Source organism: Pseudomonas sp. YQ_5 (assembly GCF_043103305.1).
In the GTDB taxonomy this organism is placed as follows: domain Bacteria; phylum Pseudomonadota; class Gammaproteobacteria; order Pseudomonadales; family Pseudomonadaceae; genus Aquipseudomonas; species Aquipseudomonas putida_Y.
The window spans coordinates 41,399-63,026 of record NZ_JBICJS010000095.1 but is presented as its reverse complement, the minus strand read 5'-3'; the positions used below and the strand labels follow the sequence as shown (position 1 = coordinate 63,026).

Genomic DNA, 21,628 nt, shown 5'->3' with positions numbered 1-21,628 from the left:
TACATTAGGAGTGCCCAATGAGCTTCTTCATCCCCGCCGCATACGCGGACGCTGCAGCACCTGCCGCTGGCCCAGCCGGTACCGGCTTCGAGTGGATTTTCCTGGTCGGTTTCCTGGTCATCTTCTATCTGATGATCTGGCGCCCGCAGGCCAAACGCGCGAAAGAGCAGAAGAACCTGCTGAGCAACTTGCAGAAAGGTGACGAAGTTGTCACCAACGGCGGCATCGCTGGCAAGATCGTCAAGGTTTCCGATGACTTCGTGGTGCTGGAAGTGTCCGACACTGTCGAGCTGAAGTTCCAGAAGGGTGCCATTGCTGCGACCCTGCCAAAAGGTACGCTCAAGGCTATCTGAGTTACCGGTTTTTTTTCCAGTCGGGGCGCGCAACGCGCCCCGCGTCTTGAACGGGCGGCGTGATGCTGAACAAATATCCTCTGTGGAAATATGCACTGATCGTGCTGGTACTGGTGGTCGGTTTCATTTATTCCGCTCCCAACCTCTACCCGGATGACCCAGCGGTACAGATCAGCGGTGCCAGCTCGGCGCTGCAGGTGAATCAGGCCGACCTCGATCGCGTCAGCAAGGCGCTGGTCGATGCCAAGATCGCGGTCAAGGGTGTAAGCCTGGGTGAAAAGGGCAGCGGGCTTATCCGTCTGACCAATCAGGAAGACCAGTTGCCAGCCAAGGATGTAGTGCGCAAGGCACTGGGCGATGATTACGTCGTGGCCCTGAACCTGGCCCAGACTACCCCGCAATGGCTGCGCAACTTGGGCGCAAGCCCGATGAAGCTGGGCCTGGACCTGTCCGGTGGTGTGCACTTCCTGCTGGAAGTGGACATGGACAAGGCCATGACTGCCCGCATGAAAGTCTACGAAGGCGAGGTCAAGACCTTGCTGCGCAAAGAGCGCATCCGCTACCGCAGCCTACCTCAGCAGGATGGCGGCATCATGCTGGGCTTCGCTGACGATGCTGCCCGCGAACAGGCACGTGCCCTGATCCGCAAGAATTTCAATGATTTCGACCTGACCACCACCGAGCGCAACGAGCTTGCGGTGCTGCGTCTGGCGCTGACCCAGGCGAAAGTCGCCGAGATCCGCGAATACTCGATCAAGCAGAACCTCACCACCGTGCGCAACCGCGTGAACGAGTTGGGTGTGGCCGAGCCGCTGGTACAGCGCCAGGGCGCCAACCGTATCGTGGTCGAGCTGCCAGGCGTGCAGGACACTGCCGAAGCCAAGCGTATCCTCGGTAAAACGGCCAACCTGGAGTTCCGCTTCGGTGCCGAACCGGGCGCGTCCAAGGCCACCACCGAGGTGTTCGAGTTCCGTGAAGGCGGCCGCTCCGCTGCCGTCGAGCGTGGACTGATCATCACCGGTGACCAGGTTACCGACGCCCAGGCCAGCTTTGACGAGCATGGTCGCCCGCAGGTGAACATCCGCCTGGATGGTCACGGTGGCGAGCTGATGAGCCGTGCTACCCGTAGCAACGTCGGCCGTAGCATGGCGGTGATCTTTATCGAGCAGAAGCCAGTCACCCGCTACGTCAAGCAGACTGTCGGTGGCGTCGAGAAGGACGTTGCCGTACAAAGCTTCGTGGAAGAGAAGAAAATCATCAGCCTGGCGACCATTCAGTCGCCACTGGGCAGCCAGTTCCGCATCACCGGCCTGAACGGCCAGGGCGAATCGTCGGAGCTGGCACTGCTGCTGCGTGCGGGTGGTCTGGCCGCCCCGATGTACTTCGCTGAAGAACGTACCATTGGCCCGAGCCTGGGTGCCGACAACATCACCAAGGGTATCGATGCGTCGCTGTGGGGCATGTTGTTTGTCTCTCTGTTCATCATTGCCATCTATCGCGCCTTCGGTGTGCTGGCCACCATCGCCCTGGCGGGCAACATGGTGCTGCTGCTGGCGTTGATGTCGCTGCTGGGGGCCACGCTGACCCTGCCGGGGATCGCCGGCATCGTGTTGACCATGGGTATGGCAGTGGACGCCAACGTGCTGATCTTCTCGCGTATTCGCGAAGAGATCGCTGCTGGCATGTCGGTGCAGCGCGCCATCCACGAAGGCTTCAATCGCGCCTACTCGGCAATCGTCGACGCCAACCTGACCACTCTGTTGGTCGGCGGCATCCTGTTTGCCATGGGTACCGGCCCGGTCAAAGGCTTTGCGGTCACCATGTCCCTCGGGATTTTCACCTCGATGTTCACTGCCATCATGGTGACCCGTGCATTGGTCAACCTGACCTGTGGCGGGCGTGACATCAAGAAGTTGTGGGTTTGAGGGAGCTGCGATGAAAACCATCAATTTCATGGGCGTGCGCAAAGTCGCGTTCGCCGTCACCGTGCTCCTCACCGTGCTGGCGCTGTTCAGTTGGTGGCAAAAGGGCCTGAACTTCGGGCTGGACTTCACCGGGGGCACGCTGATCGAGTTGACCTACGAACGCCCGGCTGACGTCAAGGCTGTGCGTGCCGAGCTGGTCAACTCCGGCTTCCACGAAGCTGTGGTTCAGAGCTTCGGTGCTACCACCGACCTGCTGGTGCGCATGCCTGGCGACGACCCGATGCTGGGTAACAAAGTGGCCGAAGCCCTGCAGAAGGTTGGCGGCGACAACCCGGCCAAGGTCAAACGCGTCGAGTTCGTTGGCCCGCAGGTGGGTGAAGAGCTGCGTGACCAGGGCGGCTTGGGCATGCTCCTGGCTCTGGGTGGCATCCTCATTTACCTGGCGTTCCGCTTCCAGTGGAAGTTCGCCGTGGGGGCGATCGTTTCGCTGATCCACGACGTGGTCGTAACGCTGGGTATCCTGTCGTTCTTCCAGATCACCTTCGACCTGACGGTGCTGGCGGCGGTACTGGCGATCATCGGTTACTCGCTGAACGACACCATTGTCGTGTTCGACCGGGTGCGCGAGAACTTCCGCGTGATGCGCAAGGCCTCACTGATCGAGAACATCAACATTTCCACCACCCAGACGCTGCTGCGTACCGTCGCCACTTCGGTTTCGACCTTGCTGGCCATTGCCGCGCTGCTGTTCTTTGGGGGTGACAACCTGTTCGGTTTCTCGCTGGCCCTGTTCATTGGTGTCATGGCTGGTACTTACTCGTCGATCTATATCGCCAACGTGGTACTGATCTGGCTGAATCTGAACAGCGAAGATCTCATTCCGCCGGTCAAGGCCGAGGGTGTGGACGACCGTCCGTAAGTTCTTCCCTGCGCCGCCTGGCGGTGAAAAGGCGCGAGTGTTGAACTCGCGCCTTTTTTTTTGCTCCAAGGCTGGGAGAAGCGCGGGTTCATGCCCGCTGGTACGATCAGGAGGTTCACGTGAATAAATCAATGCTGGTGGGTGCGGTGCTGGGTGCTGTCGGTGTAACCGCCGGAGGTGCTGTGGCGACCTACAGCTTGGTGAACAAAGGCCCCGAAGTCGCCCAGGTGACTGACGTGCAGCCGATCAAGCAGCAGGTGAAAACCCCGCGTGAAGTATGCAAGGACGTGACAGTGACGCGCCAGGCGCCCGTCAAGGATCAACACCAGATAGCCGGTACCGTGGTCGGTGCGCTGGCGGGTGGTCTGCTCGGTAATCAGATTGGTGGTGGTACCGGCAAGAAGATTGCTACGGTGGCTGGTGCGGTCGGTGGTGGTTATGCGGGTAACAAGGTGCAGGAAGGCATGCAGGAGCGTGATACCTACACGACCACGCAAACACGCTGCAACACGGTCAACGACATCAGCGAGAAGGTGGTGGGCTATAACGTGACCTATTCCATCGGTGACCAGGTAGGCAAGGTGAAGATGGATCGCGAGCCGGGATCGACCATTCCGCTGGACAAGAATGGCAAGTTGATCCTGAGCGAAGCGGGTCAGTAATTTGCGTTGCCTGTACCGGCCTCTTCGCGGGTAAACCCGTTCTTACAGGGGCAATGCGATCCATGTAGGGGCGGGTTTACCCGCGAAGAGGCCGGTACAGGCCACGCAAACCACCAGGCACAAAAAAAGCACCTCGAGAGGTGCTTTTTGTTTGCCGGCAATCTGCGCTTAGCGCTTCATGCTTTCTGGCAGGTGCGGCTGGATGGCAGTCAGTACCGCCTTGAAGCACTTGATGTTGCCTGCAACGATGTGGCCTTTGTCGAGGAAGTCGTGGCCGCCGTTGAAGTCGCTTACCAAGCCGCCGGCTTCCTGGATCAGCAGCACGCCAGCTGCCATGTCCCATTCGGACAGGCCTGACTCCCAGAAGGCGTCGAAGCGGCCAGCAGCCACATAGGCCAGGTCCAGGCTGGCGGAGCCGGCGCGGCGGATGCCGGCGGTCTGGCCGGTCAAGGCGCGGAACATACCCAGGTAGTTGTCCATGTCCGCCATCTGACCATCACGGAACGGGAAGCCGGTGCCCAGCAGGGCGCCTTCCAGGCTTGTGCGCGAGCTGACGCGCAGGCGGCGGCCATTGAGTTGGGCGCCACGGCCGCGGCTGGCAGTGAATTCTTCCTGGCGAACCGGATCCACGATCACGGCGTGCTCAAGGCGGCCGCGGTATTTGCAGGCGATGCTGACGGCGAAGTGCGGGATGCCGCGCAGGAAGTTGGTGGTGCCGTCCAGCGGATCGATGATCCACAGGTAATCCTTGCCTTCTTCGCCGCTACCCGCGTGCAGGCCGGTTTCCTCGCCCTGGATGGAGTGGTTCGGGTAGGCCTTGCGCAGGGCGTTGACGATGCTTTGCTCGGCGGCGCGATCGACTTCGGAAACGTAGTCCTTGGCCTCTTTCTCATCGACCTTGATGCTATCCAGGCGTTCGATGGAGCGGAAAATCAGTTCACTGGCGCTGCGAGCGGCGCGCAGGGCGATATTCAGCATAGGCTGCATGGGCGGGTCACCTGGAGATGTTAAAGAAGAAAGCCGATCATTCTAGCAGAAAACTTTGGCGGCAGAAGTGTCACATTTGCTTTCATGGCGTTACGTCTGTCGGTTCTGTAAGATCGAAGACCCTGATTCCTGCATCTGTGAGCACAACACCTTGCTGCAAAATATTCGTGTTGTTCTGGTCAATACCAGCCACCCCGGCAATATCGGCGGCGCTGCGCGTGCCATGAAAAACATGGGCTTGTCGCGTCTGGTGCTGGTGCAGCCGAAAGAATTCCCCGCCTTGGATGCCAGTGCCCGAGCTTCGGGCGCCGACGACTTGCTGGATAACGCCCAGGTGGTCGACAGCCTCGAACAGGCGCTGGTTGGCTGCAACCTGGTGATGGGTACCAGCGCCCGCGAGCGCAGCATTCCCTGGCCGTTGATCGGCCCGCGTGAGTGCGGTGCCAAGGCGGTGGAGCATGCCAATGGTGGCGAGGAAATCGCCCTGGTGTTCGGGCGCGAACACGCCGGCCTGACCAACGAAGAACTGCAGCGATGTCATTTCCATGTGCACATTCCCTCCAATCCCGACTTCAGCTCGCTGAACCTGGCTGCTGCCGTACAGGTGCTCTCCTACGAGGTGCGCATGGCCTGGCTGGCTGCCGGTGCGGCGCCGGGCAAAGTCGAGAAGGTTGATGCCACTGAGCTGGCGACCATGGATGAAATGGAGCTGTTCTACGACCACCTGGAGAAAACCCTGGTGGGCATCGGTTTCCTCGACCCCGAAAAACCCAAGCACCTGATGCCGCGCCTGCGCCGGCTGTATGGGCGGGTGGCGGTCGAGCGTTCGGAAATGAGCATTTTGCGCGGCATCCTCACCGAGACCCAGAAAGTGGTCCGGGGCGAGCCGCATAAACGGAAGGACTGACAGATGTTCGAACGCCTGCGTGAAGATATTCAAAGCGTATTCCACCGTGACCCGGCTGCGCGCAATGCCTTCGAGGTGCTCACCTGCTACCCCGGCATGCATGCCATCTGGCTGCACCGCTTGGGCAATGCCCTGTGGAAGCGTGATTTCAAGTGGTTGGCCCGGCTGGTGTCGAATTTCGGTCGCTGGCTGACCGGTATCGAAATCCACCCTGGCGCCACCATTGGCCGGCGCTTTTTCATCGATCACGGTATGGGCATCGTCATTGGTGAAACCGCCGAGATCGGCGATGACGTCACCCTGTATCAGGGCGTGACGCTCGGCGGCACCAGCTGGAACAAAGGCAAACGCCACCCCACCTTGGAGAACGGCGTGGTGGTAGGGGCGGGTGCCAAGGTCCTGGGGCCTTTCACCGTCGGCGCCGGGGCCAAGATCGGTTCCAATGCGGTGGTCACCAAAGCAGTGCCGGCCGGGGCTACGGCGGTAGGCATTCCAGGGCGGATCATCGTCAAGAGCGAGGACACCGAAGTCGAAGCCAAGCGTAAGGCAATGGCTGAGAAGATCGGCTTTGATGCCTACGGTGTCAGTGGCGACATGCCCGACCCGGTCGCGCGGGCCATCGGCCAGATGCTCGATCATCTGCAGGCCGTCGACGAACGGTTGGAGGGTATGTGTGGCGCGCTGACCAAGATGGGCAGTGACTATTGTGCCAAGGAACTGCCGGCCTTGCCGGAAGACGACTTCACCGAGGTTGCCCAAGTGGCCCAGCGCGACACTCAGTCGCATTGATCGCGCCGTACTGAAATCATGTTGACATGCGGGGCGTGTGCTCACGCCCCTCGTCTGCTACAATCGCGCCCGCCTCCCTGATGCAAACCCGACTAAAGCAGTAGGTCTAATAGTTGACTTAAATGCTCGGGAATCGCATACTCGCACACATCCCGAAACTCCCGTGGTACCCAATAGCCATGCGACTGACTACCAAAGGCCGATACGCTGTGACCGCCATGCTCGACCTGGCGTTGCACGCGAAGCATGGGCCGGTGTCTTTGGCCGATATTTCCGAGCGCCAGGGCATTTCCCTCTCTTATCTGGAGCAGCTTTTCGCCAAGCTGCGCCGTAGCAGCCTGGTTTCCAGCGTGCGCGGCCCAGGCGGTGGCTACCAGCTGTCGCGGGGCATGGAAACCATCCAGGTGGCCCAGGTCATCGACGCGGTCAACGAATCGGTTGATGCCACCCGTTGCCAGGGGCTCGGGGACTGCCATGCCGGTGATACCTGCCTGACCCACCACCTGTGGTGCGACCTCAGCCAGCAGATCCATGAATTCCTCAGCGGCATAAGCCTGGCCGACCTCGTCAAGCGCCGTGATGTGCAGGAAGTCGCCCAGCGCCAGGACCTGCGGCGTGTCGCAGGACGAACCGCCCAGCTGGACAAGATTGAGACGTCTGCCGTCGATTGACCCCCTGGGACGACGAGCGACGCCACCGCCTGATAGGAGAGACAAATGAAGTTGCCGATCTACCTCGATTACTCCGCGACCACGCCGGTCGACCCACGCGTGGCCCAGAAGATGGCCGACTGCTTGCTGGTCGACGGGAACTTCGGTAACCCGGCCTCGCGCTCCCACGTCTTTGGCTGGAAAGCCGAGGAGGCGGTGGAAAACGGTCGCCGCCAGGTTGCCGAGCTGATCAATGCCGATCCGCGCGAAATCGTCTGGACCAGCGGTGCCACCGAGTCCGACAACCTCGCACTCAAAGGTGTCGCGCACTTCTATCAGACCAAGGGCAAGCACATCATTACCTCCAAGATCGAGCACAAGGCGGTCCTGGATACCGCTCGCCAGCTGGAGCGCGAAGGTTTTGAAGTCACCTACTTGGAACCAGGCGAAGACGGCATCGTCACCCCGGCCATGGTAGAGGCGGCGCTGCGCGACGACACCATCCTGGTCTCGCTGATGCACGTGAACAACGAAGTTGGCTCGATCAACGACATTGCCGCCATCGGTGAACTGACCCGTTCGCGCGGCGTGCTGTTCCATGTCGATGCCGCCCAGTCGGCCGGCAAGGTCGAAATCGACCTGCAAAAGCTGAAGGTCGACCTGATGTCGTTCTCGGCGCACAAGGTCTATGGCCCGAAAGGCATCGGCGCACTGTACGTCAGCCGCAAGCCGCGTGTACGCCTGGAAGCCATCATTCACGGCGGCGGTCATGAGCGCGGCATGCGTTCGGGCACCTTGCCGACCCACCAGATCGTCGGCATGGGCGAAGCCTTCGCCATTGCCAAGCAGGAAATGGTTGCAGAAAACGCACGCATCAAGGCCCTGAGCGACCGCTTCTTCAAGCAGGTCTCAAACCTTGAAGAGCTGTACGTCAATGGCAGCCAGACTGCACGTGTACCGCACAACCTGAACCTGAGCTTCAACTACGTCGAAGGCGAATCGCTGCTGATGTCGCTGAAAGACATCGCCGTATCGTCCGGTTCGGCCTGTACCTCCGCGTCGCTTGAGCCGTCTTACGTACTGCGTGCTCTGGGCCGTAACGACGAGCTGGCGCACAGCTCGATCCGCTTCTCCTTTGGCCGATTCACCACCGAAGAAGAAGTCGACTACGCCGCGCAGAAAGTCTGCGAGGCTGTCAACAAACTGCGTGAACTGTCGCCGCTGTGGGATATGTACAAAGACGGCGTTGACATCTCCAAGATCGAGTGGGCCGCCCACTAAGCAGTCGCCGGCAAGAGCGGCTCCCTGATGAGGAAGGAATTGCACCATGGCATACAGTGAAAAGGTCATCGACCACTACGAAAACCCGCGCAACGTCGGCAAGATGAATGCCGAAGACCCGGATGTCGGCACCGGCATGGTCGGCGCCCCGGCCTGCGGTGACGTGATGCGCCTGCAGATCAAGGTCAACGAGCAGGGCGTTATCGAAGACGCCAAGTTCAAGACCTATGGCTGCGGCTCGGCCATCGCTTCCAGCTCCCTCGCCACCGAGTGGATGAAGGGCAAGACCCTGGACGAGGCCGAAACCATCAAGAACACCCAACTGGCCGAAGAGCTGGCGTTGCCGCCGGTCAAGATCCACTGCTCGGTACTCGCCGAGGATGCCATCAAGGCAGCCGTACGCGACTACAAGCAGAAGAAAGGCTTGATCTAAGTCGCCTGTTGCAAGGTAAGGAGTTCTGATGGCTATCAGCATGACAGAAGCCGCCGCCAACCACATTCGCCGCTCCCTCGACGGGCGCGGCAAGGGTGAGGGCATTCGCCTGGGCGTGCGCACCACCGGTTGCTCGGGTCTGGCCTACGTGCTGGAATTCGTCGACGAACTGGCGGACGAAGACCAGGTGTTCGAGAACCATGGCGTCAAGGTGATCATCGATCCCAAGAGCCTGGTATACCTCGATGGCACCGAGCTGGATTTCGTCAAGGAAGGGTTGAACGAAGGCTTCAAGTTCAACAACCCCAACGTGCGCGGTGAGTGTGGCTGCGGCGAAAGCTTCAACGTTTGAGGCTGGCTGTGGGTACTCCTTGTCATTACGCATTGTTTGACCTCCAGCCAAGCTTCCGTCTGGATCTCGACAAGCTGGCCACTCGCTATCGCGAGTTGGCCCGCGAAGTCCATCCTGATCGCTTTGCCGACGCCTCTGAGCGTGAGCAGCGTATAGCGCTGGAAAAATCCGCTGCCCTCAACGACGCTTACCAGACGCTGCGCAGTGCGCCGCGTCGTGCGCGCTACCTGCTGGCCATCAGCGGCCACGAAGTGCCTCAAGAAGTCACGGTCCACGACCCTGACTTCCTGCTGCAGCAGATGCAGTGGCGTGAAGAGCTCGAAGAACTGCAGGATGAAGCCGACCTTGATGGTGTAGGCGTGTTCAAGAAGCGCCTGAAGGTTGCCCAGGACACGCTGAATGAGGACTTTGCCGGCTGCTGGGATGCCCCTGGCGAGCGCGACAAGGCTGAACGCCTGATGCGCCGCATGCAGTTCCTCGACAAGCTCGCCCAAGAAGTGCGCCAACTGGAAGAGCGCCTCGACGATTAACCCCGGTGCTGCCCGTGATGGCACCTAAGGTATTCAGATAAGCATGGCCCTACTGCAGATTGCCGAACCCGGTCAAAGCCCTCAGCCGCACCAGCGCCGCCTGGCGGTTGGGATCGACCTGGGCACCACCAACTCAATGGTCGCTGCACTGCGCAGCGGCCGTAGTGAGCCCCTGCCCGATGCGCAGGGTAACGTCATTCTGCCGTCCGCGGTGCGCTACCTCGAAGGGCGCATCGAAGTGGGGCAGGCCGCGCGTGATGCTGCCTCCAGCGACCCGTTTAACACCGTGCTGTCGGTCAAGCGCCTGATGGGGCGCGGCCTGGCCGACGTCAAGCAACTGGGCGAGCAACTGCCATACCGCTTTGTGGGTGGTGAGTCGCACATGCCGTTCATCGACACCGTGCAGGGGCCGAAAAGCCCCGTGGAAGTGTCTGCCGACATCCTGAAGGTGTTGCGCGAGCGTGCCGAAGCCACCTTGGGTGGCGAACTGGTGGGTGCGGTGATTACCGTGCCGGCCTATTTCGATGACGCCCAGCGTCAGGCTACCAAAGACGCTGCGCGTCTGGCCGGCCTGAACGTGCTGCGCCTGCTCAACGAGCCGACCGCGGCCGCCGTAGCCTACGGCCTGGACCAGAACGCCGAAGGCGTGGTGGCCATCTATGATCTGGGTGGCGGCACTTTTGATATTTCCATCCTGCGGCTGACCGCTGGTGTATTCGAAGTACTGGCCACCGGCGGTGATACCGCTCTGGGTGGTGACGACTTCGACCATGCTATTGCCGGCTGGATCATCGAGCAGGCTGGCCTCTCGTCCGATCTGGACCCGGCTACCCAGCGCGCGCTGCTGCAAACCGCCTGCGCCGCCAAAGAAGCCCTGACCGATGCTGACGTGGTCAACGTCAGCCACGGTGCCTGGCACGGTGAGCTGACCCGTAGCGCCTTCGAAGCCATGATCGAACCACTGGTTGCCCGCAGCCTGAAGGCTTGCCGCCGCGCCGTGCGCGACAGTGGTGTTGAGCTGGAAGAAGTCAGCGCCGTGGTCATGGTCGGTGGTTCGACCCGCGTGCCGCGTGTGCGTGAGGCCGTGGGCGCGCTGTTCGGGCGTACCCCGCTGACCTCGATCGACCCAGACCAGGTGGTGGCCATCGGTGCCGCCATCCAGGCCGACACCCTGGCCGGCAACCGCCGTGAAGGTGGCGAGCTGCTGCTGCTCGATGTCATCCCGCTGTCGCTTGGTCTTGAGACCATGGGCGGGCTGATGGAGAAGGTGATCCCGCGTAATACCACCATTCCGGTGGCCCGCGCTCAGGAGTTCACCACATACAAAGATGGCCAGTCGGCCATGATGATCCACGTGCTGCAGGGCGAGCGCGAGCTGATCAGCGACTGCCGTTCGCTGGCCCGCTTCGAGCTGCGCGGCATTCCTGCCATGGTTGCCGGTGCTGCAAAAATCCGCGTCACCTTCCAGGTGGATGCCGATGGCCTGCTTAGCGTCGCTGCCCGCGAGCTGGGTTCGGGCGTGGAAGCCAGCATTCAGGTCAAGCCGTCCTACGGCCTGACCGACGGCGAAATCGCCCGCATGCTCAAGGACTCCTTCGAACACGCCGGTTCCGACAAGCACGCCCGCCAGCTGCGAGAGCATCAGGTAGATGGCGAGCGGCTGCTCGAAGCGGTACAGGGCGCCCTGGACGCCGACGGCGAGCGCCTGCTCAGCAGTGACGAGCGCGACGCCATCGAATTCCAGATGCAAGAACTACGTGATTTGCTGGCCGGCACCGATGGCGCAGCCATCGAGCAACAGACCAAGCGTCTGTCGCAGGTGACCGATGCATTTGCCGCCCGTCGCCTTGATTCGACGGTCAAAGCCGCACTGGCCGGGCGCAACCTGAATGAGATCGAGGAGTAATCGATGCCGCTGGTGACATTCCTGCCGCATGAGAAGTTCTGCCCCGAGGGGTTGACCGTGGAGGTCGAGCCCGGGACCAACATCCTGGAGCTGGCCCACGACCATCACATCGAGATGGAAAGTGCCTGCGGCGGCGTCAAGGCCTGCACCACTTGCCACTGCATCGTGCGCAAGGGCTTCGATTCGCTCGAAGAGGCTGACGAACTGGAAGAGGACATGCTGGACAAAGCCTGGGGCCTGGAGGCGCAGTCGCGCCTTGGCTGTCAGGTGGTCGTCGCTGACGAAGACCTGATCATCGAGATCCCCAAGTATTCGCTCAACCACGCTGCCGAAGCACCGCACTGAGGGCCTGTACATGAGTCTGAAATGGGTTGATGTACTTGAGATCGCAATCCAGCTTGCAGAAAGCAAGCCTGAGGTCGATCCTCGTTATGTGAATTTCGTGGACCTGCACCGCTGGGTGCTGGCATTGCCCGAGTTCAGCGACGATCCGTCACGCGGCGGTGAGAAAGTGCTCGAGGCAATCCAGGCCGCCTGGATCGACGAAGCCGACTAAGCGTCACTTGCAGGTTAGGCAATCCCCTGGAACCCGCGTATAATTCGCGGGTTTAATTTTTCGTAACACTCATATTCTGGAGTTTTCCATGGCTGTTCAACGTACTTTCTCCATCATCAAGCCTGACGCTGTTGCCAAAAACGTCATCGGCAAGATCACCACTCGCTTCGAAGAAGCCGGCCTGAAAATCGTTGCCTCGAAAATGAAGCAACTGTCCAAAGCCGAAGCCGAAGGCTTCTACGCTGAGCACAGCGAGCGCGGCTTCTTCGGTGACCTGGTTGCCTTCATGACTTCCGGTCCGGTCGTTGTCCAGGTTCTGGAAGGCGAGAACGCCATCGCCAAGAACCGTGAGCTGATGGGCGCTACCAACCCTAAAGAAGCTGCTGCCGGCACCATCCGTGCTGACTTCGCCGAGTCGATCGACGCCAACGCCGTTCACGGTTCGGACTCCGAAGCTGCTGCTGCTCGCGAAATCGCTTACTTCTTCGCTGCTACCGAGGTAACCACTCGCTAAGCGAAAGCTTACGGGTGAGGGTGAATCCATGACGACATCTACTGGCAAAATCAACCTGTTGGGTCTGACCCAGCCGGAAATGGAACAATTCTTCGACTCTATCGGGGAGAAGCGCTTCCGTGCCGGCCAGGTGATGAAATGGATTCACCATTTTGGCGTGTCCGACTTTGCGGCCATGACCAACGTAGGCAAGGTCTTGCGCGAAAAGCTCGAGGCCGTTGCCGAGATTCGCCCACCGGAAGTGGTCAGTGAAGACATTTCCGCTGACGGCACCCGCAAATGGGTGATCCGCGTTGCCTCCGGCAGCTGCGTCGAGACCGTCTATATTCCAACCGACGACCGCGGCACCCTGTGCGTATCGTCGCAAGCCGGCTGTGCCCTGGACTGCAGCTTCTGCTCCACCGGCAAGCAAGGCTTCAACAGCAACCTCACTGCCGCCGAAGTGATCGGCCAGGTGTGGCTTGCCAACAAATCCTTCGGGACCGTTCCTGCCAAAGTCGACCGCGCGATTACCAACGTGGTCATGATGGGCATGGGCGAGCCTTTGCTGAATTTCGACAACGTCATTGCCGCCATGAAAATCATGATGGATGACCTTGGCTATGGCATTTCCAAACGTCGTGTCACCTTGTCCACCTCGGGCGTGGTGCCGATGATCGACGAACTGGCCAAGCACATCGACGTGTCGCTGGCCCTTTCGCTGCACGCGCCGAACGACGAACTGCGCAACAAGCTGGTGCCGATCAACAAGAAGTACCCGCTGAAGATGCTGCTGGAATCGTGCATGGGCTACATGTCCACCTTGGGCGGCAAGCGCGTGCTCACCATCGAGTACACCCTGCTCAAGGACGTCAACGACCAGCCCGAGCATGCCGCGCAGATGATCGAACTGTTGCGCGATGTACCCTGCAAGATCAACCTGATCCCGTTCAACCCGTTCCCGCATTCGGGTTACGAGCGACCGAGCAACAACGCCATTCGTCGTTTCCAGGATCTGCTGCACCACGGTGGCTTCAACGTCACCACCCGTACCACGCGCGGCGACGATATCGACGCTGCCTGTGGCCAGCTGGTCGGTCAGGTCAATGACCGTACCCGCCGTAGTGAGCGCTACATCGCTGTTCGCCAGCTTTCTGCGGACGTCGAGCTGCCAGACAGCGCCGCCAGCCACTGACAGGGACCTTGCCCATGAGCCTGCGCGCCGCGTCGATCCTTGCGCTTTCGCTGCTGGCCGGCTGCGTGTCAGGCGGCGCGAGCGACCCTTTGGCCAGCCGCCAGGGCAGGGCGGAGGCAGGGCGGGCTTATGTGCAGCTTGGCTTGGGTTATTTGCAACAAGGATTGACCGAGCAGGCCAAGGCGCCGCTGGGCAAGGCCCTGGCACTGGATGATCAGGATGCCGACGCGCACGCGGCACTGGCGGTAGTGTTTCAAGCCGAAGGTGAGCCGGCGCTGGCCGAAGCACACTTTCGCAAGGCCTTGCTGATAAGTCGCGGTGACACGCGAATTCGCAACAATTACGGCAGTTTCCTTTATGCTCAGGGACGATTTGCCGAGGCCAAGCAGATGTTTCGCCTGGCCAGTGCCGATACCCTGTATCCTGAGCGTTCACGCGTGTATGAAAATCTGGGCCTGACCGCCCTGAAGCTCGAACGCCGCGATCAGGCGCACGCGTATCTGTTGAAAGCGTTACAACTCAACCAGCACCAACCAAAAGCGTTGCTGGAAATGGCTGAGTTGTCCTACGAAAACAGGCATTATGTGCCGGCCCGGGACTACTACGATCGTTTCAGCCAGTTGAGCGACCACGACGCCCGTAGCCTGCTGCTGGGCAGCCGCCTTGCCAGGGTGTTCGACGAGCAGGGCGCACTGGCCGAGTTGGGCCAGCAATTACAACGACTTTATCCCGGTACGCCGGAATACCAGCAATACCTGTCGGAGCAACGATGAACGCCGCGCATCCCGAAGTAGCTGTAGCGCCTGGCCAGAACCCCGGTGAGCTTTTGCGCCTGGCCCGTGAGAAACGGGACTGGTCTCAAGCCGAGGTGGCCCGCAAGCTCAACCTCACTGTCAGTTCGTTGAACCACGTGGAAACCGGCGCCTTCGACAAGCTGCCCGGGCATACTTTCGCTCGTGGCTACATTCGCGCCTACGCCAAGCTGATGGACCTTGACCAGGCCGCCCTGGTAGATGCCTTCGACCGCTACACCGGTACCCACGCCAAAGGCAGCGACGTGCATTCGCTGGGCCGTATCGAAGAGCCTGTGCGGCTGTCGCACAACATCCTGCGCGGCGTCAGCCTGCTGTTGCTGGTGGCTGTTGTCGGTGGTGGCTTTTTCTGGTGGCAGGACCAGGGCAGCCTGCGGGGCAAGGAACTGGCCAAGATTGCCCTGGAGCACGTCGAAGTCGAAAGCGCCGACGGCACCACACAGATTCACCCGCTCGATGAGCCTGAAGACCAGGCCGTTTCCGCTGGACAGCAACCTGAAAGCGCGCCGCTGGCGCTGGAGCAGGGCGCTGCCGAGCAGCCTGCTGCCGCTGAACAGGCGCCGGTAAACTCTGAGGCAGTCATTGCCACAGCGCCTGCGCCAGCACAGCAAGCGCCTGTGCAACCCGCACCTGCTGCTTCGCCTACACCGGTTACTCCTCCGGTACAGGCCACTGCTGCACCTGCACCTGCACCTGCACCGGCAGTGGCCGCCGCTGAGCCTGCCGCGGTGCCGGCTGGCAGTGCCAAGGTCGCCATCCAGTTCACCGCCGATTGCTGGACCCAGGTCAGCGACGGCAATGGCAAGGTGCTGTTCAGCGCCATCAAGCGCAAGGGGGACAACCTCGAGCTGACCGGCAAGCCGCCATTCGCGGTACGCCTGGGCTTTGCCCGGGGCGCCCAGGTCAGCTACAACGGCCAGCCCGTTGATGTTGCTCCGTTCACCAGTGGCGAGACTGCTCGCCTGAAGTTGGGACAGTAAGTCATGCACGGCGAATCTCCGATCAAACGTCGCGAATCCCGCAAAATCTGGGTTGGCAATGTGCCGGTGGGCGGTGATGCGCCCATCGCGGTGCAGAGCATGACCAACACCGACACCAACGATGTCGCTGCTACCGTGGCGCAAATCCAGCGTCTGGTCGATGCTGGCGTGGATATCGTGCGGGTCTCGGTACCGGACATGGACGCCGCCGAAGCTTTTGGCAAGATCAAGCAACTGGTCAGCGTGCCGCTGGTCGCCGACATCCATTTCGACTACAAGATCGCATTGCGCGTTGCCGAGCTGGGCGTTGATTGCCTGCGTATCAACCCGGGCAACATCGGTCGTGAAGACCGTGTACGCGCCGTGGTCGATGCCGCCCGCGACCGCGGCATTCCGATTCGTATCGGGGTCAACGCCGGTTCGCTGGAAAAAGACCTGCAGAAGAAGTATGGCGAACCGACCCCGGCTGCGCTGGTCGAGTCGGCCCTGCGCCACGTCGAGCATCTCGACCGCCTGGATTTTCAGGACTTCAAGGTCAGCGTCAAGGCCTCGGACGTATTCATGGCTGTCGAAGCCTACCGTCTGCTGGCCAAGCAGATCGTACAACCGCTGCATCTGGGCATCACTGAAGCCGGCGGCCTGCGTTCGGGGACGGTGAAGTCCGCCGTCGGCCTCGGTATGCTGCTGGCCGAGGGTATTGGCGATACCATCCGTATCTCGCTGGCGGCCGACCCGGTCGAAGAAGTGAAAGTCGGCTACGACATCCTCAAGTCGCTGCATCTGCGTTCGCGTGGCATCAACTTCATTGCCTGCCCGAGCTGCTCGCGGCAGAACTTCGATGTGGTCAAGACCATGAACGAGCTGGAAGGGCGTCTGGAAGACCTGCTGGTACCGCTGGATGTGGCGGTGATCGGTTGCGTGGTCAACGGCCCGGGTGAAGCCAAGGAAGCCCATGTAGGGTTGACCGGCGGCACGCCGAACCTGATCTACATCGACGGCAAGCCTGCGCAGAAACTGACCAATGACAACCTGGTCGATGAGCTGGAAAAGCTCATCCGCCAGAAAGCGGCCGAAAAGGCCGAAGCCGACGCGGCGCTGATCGTCCGTGGCTGACACACCGAATTCGTAAGGACTTTTCGTGAGCAAATCGCTGCAAGCCATCCGTGGCATGAACGACATCCTGCCAGAACAGTCGCCGCTGTGGCGCTACTTTGAAGGCACCGTGGCCGGCCTGCTGGACACCTACGGGTACAGCCAGATCCGCACGCCGATCGTCGAGTTCACCGAGCTGTTCAAACGCTCGATCGGTGAAGTGACCGACATCGTCGAAAAAGAGATGTACACCTTCGAGGACCGCAACGGCGATTCGCTGACCCTGCGCCCTGAAGGCACCGCTGCCTGCGTGCGAGCGGTGCTCGAGCACGGCATCACCGGCAACGGTCAGGTGCAGAAGCTGTGGTACATCGGCCAGATGTTCCGCCACGAGCGCCCGCAGAAGGGGCGTTACCGTCAGTTCCACCAGATTGGCGTGGAAGTGTTCAACCTGGACGGCCCGGACATCGATGCCGAGCTGATCATGTTGACCTGGCGCCTGTGGGGCCAGTTGGGCATCCAGGACGCGGTCAAGCTCGAGCTCAACAGCCTGGGCACCAGTGAAGCCCGCGCACGCTACCGTGACGCGCTGGTCGAATTCCTTTCGGCGCGTCTGGAGCAGTTGGACGAAGACAGCCAGCGTCGCCTGAAGAGCAACCCGCTGCGCATCCTCGACAGCAAGGACCCGAACACCCAGGCGGTGCTGGTCGGCGCGCCGAAGCTGGAAGAGTACCTGGACGAAGAATCGCGCGTGCACTTCGAGGGCCTCAAGGCCCGCCTGGACGCCGCCGGTATTCCGTTCGTGATCAACACCAAGCTGGTACGTGGCCTGGACTATTACAGCAAGACCGTGTTCGAGTGGGTAACCGACAAGCTTGGCGCCCAGGGCACCGTGTGCGCGGGTGGCCGTTACGACGGCCTGGTCGAACAGATGGGTGGCAAGCCGACCACTGGCGTTGGTTTCGCCATGGGCATCGAGCGCCTGATCCTGCTGTTGGAAACCCTGGGCAAGGTGCCGGACTCCATCAGCCGCCAGATCGACGTGTACCTGTGCGCCTTTGGCGAGCAGGCGGAGCTGGCCGGCCTGCGCCTGTCCGAAGGCCTGCGCGACCGCTTGCCGGGCCTGCGCCTGGCCGTCAACGCCGGTGGTGGCAGCTTCAAGAGCCAGTTCAAGAAAGCCGACAAGAGCGGTGCACTGTTCGCCCTGATCCTCGGCGACGACGAGCTGGCCAAGCAAGAAATCGGCTTGAAGCCCCTGCGTGGCCAGGGCGAACAACAGAACATTGCCTGGGATGCTCTTGCAGAGCACCTGGAAACCGCGATCGCGCAGGCGTAACGCGGTTCAACAAGCGAATAGGCGAAAAGGAGTATTGGGGTGTCGAGTACCGATGATGATGACCTGGCAGGGATCAAGGACTGGTGGAGCCGCAACGGTAAGCCGCTGCTGACCGGCGCTTTGCTGGCTGGCGTGGTGGTGTTGGGCTGGAATACCTGGCACAAGTACCAGAACAACCAGTCGCAAGGTGCCTCGCAGTTGTATCAGGCGTTGATTGAAACCAGCCTGACACCGACCGGCCAGCCGGACACCACCAAGGTCGCGGAGCTGGCCGGCAAGCTCAAGAGCGAGTTTGGCGGTACCGCTTACGCCCAGTACGGCAGCCTTTTCGTGGCCAAGGTCGCGGTCGACAGCGGCAAGCTCGATGACGCCGCAGCCGAGCTGAAAAGCGTGCTGGACAATCCGGCCGACGTCACGCTGGGCGAGATTTCGCGTCAGCGTCTGGCGCGTGTACTGGCAGCCCAGAACAAGGCCGAAGATGCCCTGAAGCTGCTCGACGGCGACGCCGATAAAGCCTTTCTGGCCAGCCGTGAAGAGTTGAAAGGGGACCTGCTGGTTCAGCTGGGTCGCCCCGACGACGCACACAGCGCTTACGAAAAAGCCAAGGCCGCGCTGTCCGATGATGCGGCGGTCGGTGGCTTGCAATTGAAGCTGGATGACCTGGCTAAAGGGGACGCGTAAGTGATCGGTTGGAAACATGCAGCAGTGCTGACCCTGGCCGTGCTGGCCGCAGGTTGCAGCAGCAACAGCAAGAAGGAACTGCCCCCGGCCGAGCTGACCAAGTTCACCGAGGAAGTGGTGCTGAAGAAGCAGTGGAGCCGTTCGATCGGTGACGGCCAGGGTGAAACCTACAACACCCTGGTACCGGCCATCGAGAACGACCGCATCTACGCTTCCGACGTCAACGGCGAAGTCTATGCCCTTGATCGCATCACCGGTGACGTAGTGTGGAAGAAGGACCTGGAGCTAAAGGTTTCCGGCGCAGTTGGCGTGGGCTACGGCCTGGTCATGCTCGGTACCCTCAAGGGTGAAGTCATTGCCCTGGACTCCAGCACCGGTGAAGAGCGTTGGCGCTCGCGCGTAACCAGCGAAGTGCTGGCCCCGCCTGCCAACAACGGTGACGTGGTAGTGGTGCAGACCCAGGACGACCGCCTGATTGGCCTGGATGCCGCCACTGGCGACCGCCGTTGGATCTACGAGAGCTCCCCGGCCGTGCTGACGCTGCGTGGCACCGGTGCACCGATCGCCACCAACCGCCTGGCTGTTGCCGGCCTGTCTACCGGCAAGGTTGTGGCTGTGGACATCAACAACGGTGTGCCGGTGTGGGAAAGCCGTGTGGCCATCCCGCAGGGCCGTTCCGAGCTGGACCGTGTGGTCGACATTGACGGCGGCCTGCTGCTGTCCGGTGGTATCTTGTACGTCAGCACCTACCAGGGGCGCGTTGCTGGCCTGGACCTGGAAAGCGGCCGCGAGCTGTGGCAGCGCGATGCCTCCAGCTACGTGGGTGTCGCCCAGGGCTTCGGTAACGTCTATGTGAGCGAGGCTTCCGGCTCGGTCGAGGGTATCGATGAGCGGTCTTCCAGTGCCCTGTGGACCAACGACTCGATGGCGCGTCGCCAACTGACGGCGCCTGAAGTGTTCTCCAGCTACGTAGCGGTAGGGGACTTCGAAGGCTATCTGCACTTGCTCAGCCAGGTCGATGGCCGTTTCGTTGGCCGTGAGCGCATTGACAGCGATGGCCTGCGCGCCCGCCCGCTTGTGGTCGGCGACACCATCTATGTCTTCGGCAACAGCGGCAAGCTCGAGGCACTGACCATCCGCTGAAGCTATGCTTGAAGCCTTGACCGGCTTCAAGTCGCGGCGTAGGACACGCCGCCCGTACCCCGGCCGCTGCCTTGCAGCGGCCTTTGCATTTTCAAGAATTCTAGAGTGGAGAGCCGATGGTTCCCGTAATTGCCCTGGTGGGCCGCCCGAACGTCGGCAAATCCACCATGTTCAACCGCCTGACCAAGACCCGCGATGCCATCGTCGGTGACCTCTCGGGCCTGACCCGTGATCGCCAGTATGGTGATGCCAGCTGGCAGGGTCGCTCCTTCATCCTGATCGACACTGGTGGTATCACCGGTGACGAAGTGGGCATGGACGAGAAAATGGCCGAGCAGTCGCTCATGGCCATCGAAGAAGCCGACTATGTGCTGTTCCTGGTTGATGCCCGTGCGGGCATGACCGCCGCAGACCAGATGATCGCCGAGCACCTGCGCAAGCGGAACAAGGCCGCGATCTTGGTTGCCAACAAGATCGACAACATCGACCCCGACGTTGCCCGCGCCGAATTTTCGCCAATGGGCATGGGTAACGCCATTCCGGTGGCGGGCTCCCAGGGCCGTGGTATCAGTGCCCTGATGGAAGCCGTGCTCGGCCACTTGCCGCGCGATGCCGAAGAGGAAGCCCTCGACCAGGAGGTCGCTGAAGGTGAGGAAGCCGTGCGCATTCCTGGCCCAAGCGAGAAGGATGGCATCAAGATCGCCATCATCGGCCGCCCGAACGTTGGCAAGTCGACGCTGGTCAACCGCATGCTCGGCGAAGAGCGTGTGGTGGTCTACGACGAGCCGGGCACCACCCGTGACAGTATCTACATCCCGTTCGAGCGCGATGGCGAGAAGTACACCTTCATCGACACCGCCGGGGTGCGCAAGCGTGGCAAGATCCACGAGGAAGTCGAGAAGTTCTCGGTGGTGAAGACGCTGCAGGCGATCAAGGACGCCAACGTCGTCATCTTTGTCATGGATGCCCGCGAGGGTGTGGTCGACCATGACCTGAACCTGCTGGGCTTCGCCCTTGAGGCCGGTCGCGCCATCGTCATTGCCCTGAACAAGTGGGATGGCATGGAGCCGGGTGAGCGCGCCTACGTGAAGACCGAGCTGGAGCGCCGGCTGTTCTTCGTCGACTTTGCCGACATCCACTTCATTTCCGCGCTGCATGGCACGGGCGTGGGCAACTTGTACAAGTCGGTACAGGCTGCGTTCCAGTCCGCGGTCACCCGCTGGCCGACCAGCCGCCTGACGCAGATCCTCGAAGATGCCGTGAGCGAGCACCAGCCGCCGATGGTCAATGGTCGCCGCATCAAGCTGCGCTATGCCCACCTCGGCGGTGCCAACCCGCCGCTAATCGTGATCCACGGCAACCAGACCGACAGCATTCCCAAGTCGTACTCGCGTTACCTGGAAAACACCTATCGCCGGGTGCTCAAGCTGGTCGGTACGCCGATCCGTATCGAGTACAAGGGCGGTGAGAACCCGTACGAGGGCAAGAAGAACACCCTTACCGATCGCCAGGTCAACAAGAAACGCCGCCTGATGTCGCACCACAAGAAGGCCGAGAAGAAGCGTCGCGACAAGCGCTAAGTCGCCCCATGTGGGGGCAGGCACAGCCGCCCCCACAGACGCCCCTTGATCCAGAGCAATCCCCCT

At 61.3% G+C, this 21,628-nt stretch carries 24 protein-coding genes; 23 read left to right on the top strand and 1 reads right to left on the bottom strand.

Features of this window, described 5'->3' with window-relative positions; genetic code table 11:
* Positions 1–17 precede the first annotated feature (17 nt).
* From yajC to ACF8EA_RS21150, 4 genes are all read left to right on the top strand, one after another.
* Positions 18–353 carry a preprotein translocase subunit YajC gene (gene yajC / locus ACF8EA_RS21165; RefSeq protein ID WP_003248556.1) on the top strand — a complete coding sequence of 112 codons (336 nt, stop codon included), beginning with the start codon at positions 18–20 and terminating at the stop codon, positions 351–353.
* Between the two features lie 62 nt (positions 354–415).
* Entirely contained in the window at positions 416–2,278 is a 1,863-nt protein-coding gene (gene secD / locus ACF8EA_RS21160; protein WP_252459015.1) for a protein translocase subunit SecD, read from the top strand.
* A gap of 10 nt (positions 2,279–2,288) precedes the next feature.
* Positions 2,289–3,197, top strand: coding sequence for a protein translocase subunit SecF (secF, locus tag ACF8EA_RS21155; protein ID WP_021781765.1), 909 nt, complete (start codon positions 2,289–2,291; stop codon positions 3,195–3,197).
* 119 nt (positions 3,198–3,316) lie between these two features.
* Positions 3,317–3,859, top strand: coding sequence for a glycine zipper 2TM domain-containing protein (locus ACF8EA_RS21150; RefSeq protein WP_010952063.1), 543 nt, complete (start codon positions 3,317–3,319; stop codon positions 3,857–3,859).
* A gap of 168 nt (positions 3,860–4,027) precedes the next feature.
* Here the strand turns inward: ACF8EA_RS21150 and suhB are convergent, their stop codons facing one another.
* Positions 4,028–4,846, bottom strand: coding sequence for an inositol-phosphate phosphatase (gene suhB, locus ACF8EA_RS21145; protein WP_003248548.1), 819 nt, complete (start codon positions 4,844–4,846; stop codon positions 4,028–4,030).
* A gap of 151 nt (positions 4,847–4,997) precedes the next feature.
* Here suhB and trmJ point away from each other — a divergent pair, with 151 nt between their 5' ends.
* The 19 genes from trmJ to der all read left to right on the top strand — a co-directional run bounded on the left by trmJ (position 4,998) and on the right by der (position 21,562).
* Positions 4,998–5,753 carry a tRNA (cytosine(32)/uridine(32)-2'-O)-methyltransferase TrmJ gene (gene trmJ, locus ACF8EA_RS21140; RefSeq protein WP_028697393.1) on the top strand — a complete coding sequence of 252 codons (756 nt, stop codon included), beginning with the start codon at positions 4,998–5,000 and terminating at the stop codon, positions 5,751–5,753.
* Positions 5,754–5,756: 3 nt separating this feature from the next.
* Positions 5,757–6,542 (top strand): serine O-acetyltransferase, encoded by a 786-nt coding sequence (gene cysE, locus ACF8EA_RS21135; RefSeq protein WP_016501401.1) that lies wholly within the window; start codon positions 5,757–5,759, stop codon positions 6,540–6,542.
* A 179-nt stretch (positions 6,543–6,721) separates the two neighbouring features.
* Positions 6,722–7,213 carry a Fe-S cluster assembly transcriptional regulator IscR gene (gene iscR, locus ACF8EA_RS21130; protein WP_003248542.1) on the top strand — a complete coding sequence of 164 codons (492 nt, stop codon included), beginning with the start codon at positions 6,722–6,724 and terminating at the stop codon, positions 7,211–7,213.
* A gap of 45 nt (positions 7,214–7,258) precedes the next feature.
* On the top strand, positions 7,259–8,473 hold the full coding sequence (locus ACF8EA_RS21125; protein WP_021781769.1) for an IscS subfamily cysteine desulfurase: 1,215 nt from the start codon (positions 7,259–7,261) through the stop codon (positions 8,471–8,473).
* A 46-nt stretch (positions 8,474–8,519) separates the two neighbouring features.
* Positions 8,520–8,906 carry a Fe-S cluster assembly scaffold IscU gene (gene iscU, locus ACF8EA_RS21120; protein ID WP_003248539.1) on the top strand — a complete coding sequence of 129 codons (387 nt, stop codon included), beginning with the start codon at positions 8,520–8,522 and terminating at the stop codon, positions 8,904–8,906.
* Positions 8,907–8,934: 28 nt separating this feature from the next.
* Positions 8,935–9,258, top strand: coding sequence for an iron-sulfur cluster assembly protein IscA (iscA, locus tag ACF8EA_RS21115; protein WP_003248536.1), 324 nt, complete (start codon positions 8,935–8,937; stop codon positions 9,256–9,258).
* Positions 9,259–9,266: 8 nt separating this feature from the next.
* Complete coding sequence (gene hscB / locus ACF8EA_RS21110) at positions 9,267–9,788, top strand: co-chaperone HscB (protein ID WP_209967925.1); 522 nt, start codon at positions 9,267–9,269, stop codon at positions 9,786–9,788.
* A gap of 43 nt (positions 9,789–9,831) precedes the next feature.
* Positions 9,832–11,694 (top strand): Fe-S protein assembly chaperone HscA, encoded by a 1,863-nt coding sequence (gene hscA / locus ACF8EA_RS21105; RefSeq protein ID WP_021781771.1) that lies wholly within the window; start codon positions 9,832–9,834, stop codon positions 11,692–11,694.
* A gap of 3 nt (positions 11,695–11,697) precedes the next feature.
* Positions 11,698–12,039, top strand: coding sequence for an ISC system 2Fe-2S type ferredoxin (fdx, locus tag ACF8EA_RS21100; RefSeq protein ID WP_275967166.1), 342 nt, complete (start codon positions 11,698–11,700; stop codon positions 12,037–12,039).
* 10 nt (positions 12,040–12,049) lie between these two features.
* Entirely contained in the window at positions 12,050–12,250 is a 201-nt protein-coding gene (gene iscX / locus ACF8EA_RS21095; RefSeq protein ID WP_003248529.1) for a Fe-S cluster assembly protein IscX, read from the top strand.
* 88 nt (positions 12,251–12,338) lie between these two features.
* A complete protein-coding gene (ndk, locus tag ACF8EA_RS21090; protein ID WP_003248526.1) occupies positions 12,339–12,764 on the top strand; it encodes a nucleoside-diphosphate kinase in 426 nt (141 codons plus the stop codon).
* A gap of 28 nt (positions 12,765–12,792) precedes the next feature.
* The gene (gene rlmN / locus ACF8EA_RS21085) at positions 12,793–13,938 is read left to right on the top strand and encodes a 23S rRNA (adenine(2503)-C(2))-methyltransferase RlmN (RefSeq protein ID WP_021781773.1); all 1,146 of its coding nucleotides are present in this window, start codon (positions 12,793–12,795) and stop codon (positions 13,936–13,938) included.
* A gap of 14 nt (positions 13,939–13,952) precedes the next feature.
* Positions 13,953–14,711 carry a type IV pilus biogenesis/stability protein PilW gene (gene pilW, locus ACF8EA_RS21080; RefSeq protein WP_103443521.1) on the top strand — a complete coding sequence of 253 codons (759 nt, stop codon included), beginning with the start codon at positions 13,953–13,955 and terminating at the stop codon, positions 14,709–14,711.
* A complete protein-coding gene (locus ACF8EA_RS21075) occupies positions 14,708–15,730 on the top strand; it encodes a RodZ domain-containing protein (protein ID WP_392523131.1) in 1,023 nt (340 codons plus the stop codon). The genes pilW and ACF8EA_RS21075 overlap by 4 nt, the downstream gene beginning before the upstream one ends.
* A gap of 3 nt (positions 15,731–15,733) precedes the next feature.
* Positions 15,734–16,843 (top strand): flavodoxin-dependent (E)-4-hydroxy-3-methylbut-2-enyl-diphosphate synthase, encoded by a 1,110-nt coding sequence (gene ispG / locus ACF8EA_RS21070; RefSeq protein ID WP_021781776.1) that lies wholly within the window; start codon positions 15,734–15,736, stop codon positions 16,841–16,843.
* 25 nt (positions 16,844–16,868) lie between these two features.
* Positions 16,869–18,158: a histidine--tRNA ligase gene (gene hisS / locus ACF8EA_RS21065; RefSeq protein ID WP_021781777.1), complete on the top strand. Its 1,290-nt coding sequence runs from the start codon at positions 16,869–16,871 to the stop codon at positions 18,156–18,158.
* Between the two features lie 39 nt (positions 18,159–18,197).
* The gene (locus ACF8EA_RS21060) at positions 18,198–18,839 is read left to right on the top strand and encodes a tetratricopeptide repeat protein (RefSeq protein ID WP_021781778.1); all 642 of its coding nucleotides are present in this window, start codon (positions 18,198–18,200) and stop codon (positions 18,837–18,839) included.
* Positions 18,840–19,982, top strand: coding sequence for an outer membrane protein assembly factor BamB (gene bamB, locus ACF8EA_RS21055; RefSeq protein WP_392523129.1), 1,143 nt, complete (start codon positions 18,840–18,842; stop codon positions 19,980–19,982).
* Between the two features lie 116 nt (positions 19,983–20,098).
* Positions 20,099–21,562, top strand: a complete 1,464-nt coding sequence (der, locus tag ACF8EA_RS21050; protein WP_392523127.1) for a ribosome biogenesis GTPase Der — start codon at positions 20,099–20,101, stop codon at positions 21,560–21,562.
* Positions 21,563–21,628: the final 66 nt, after the last annotated feature.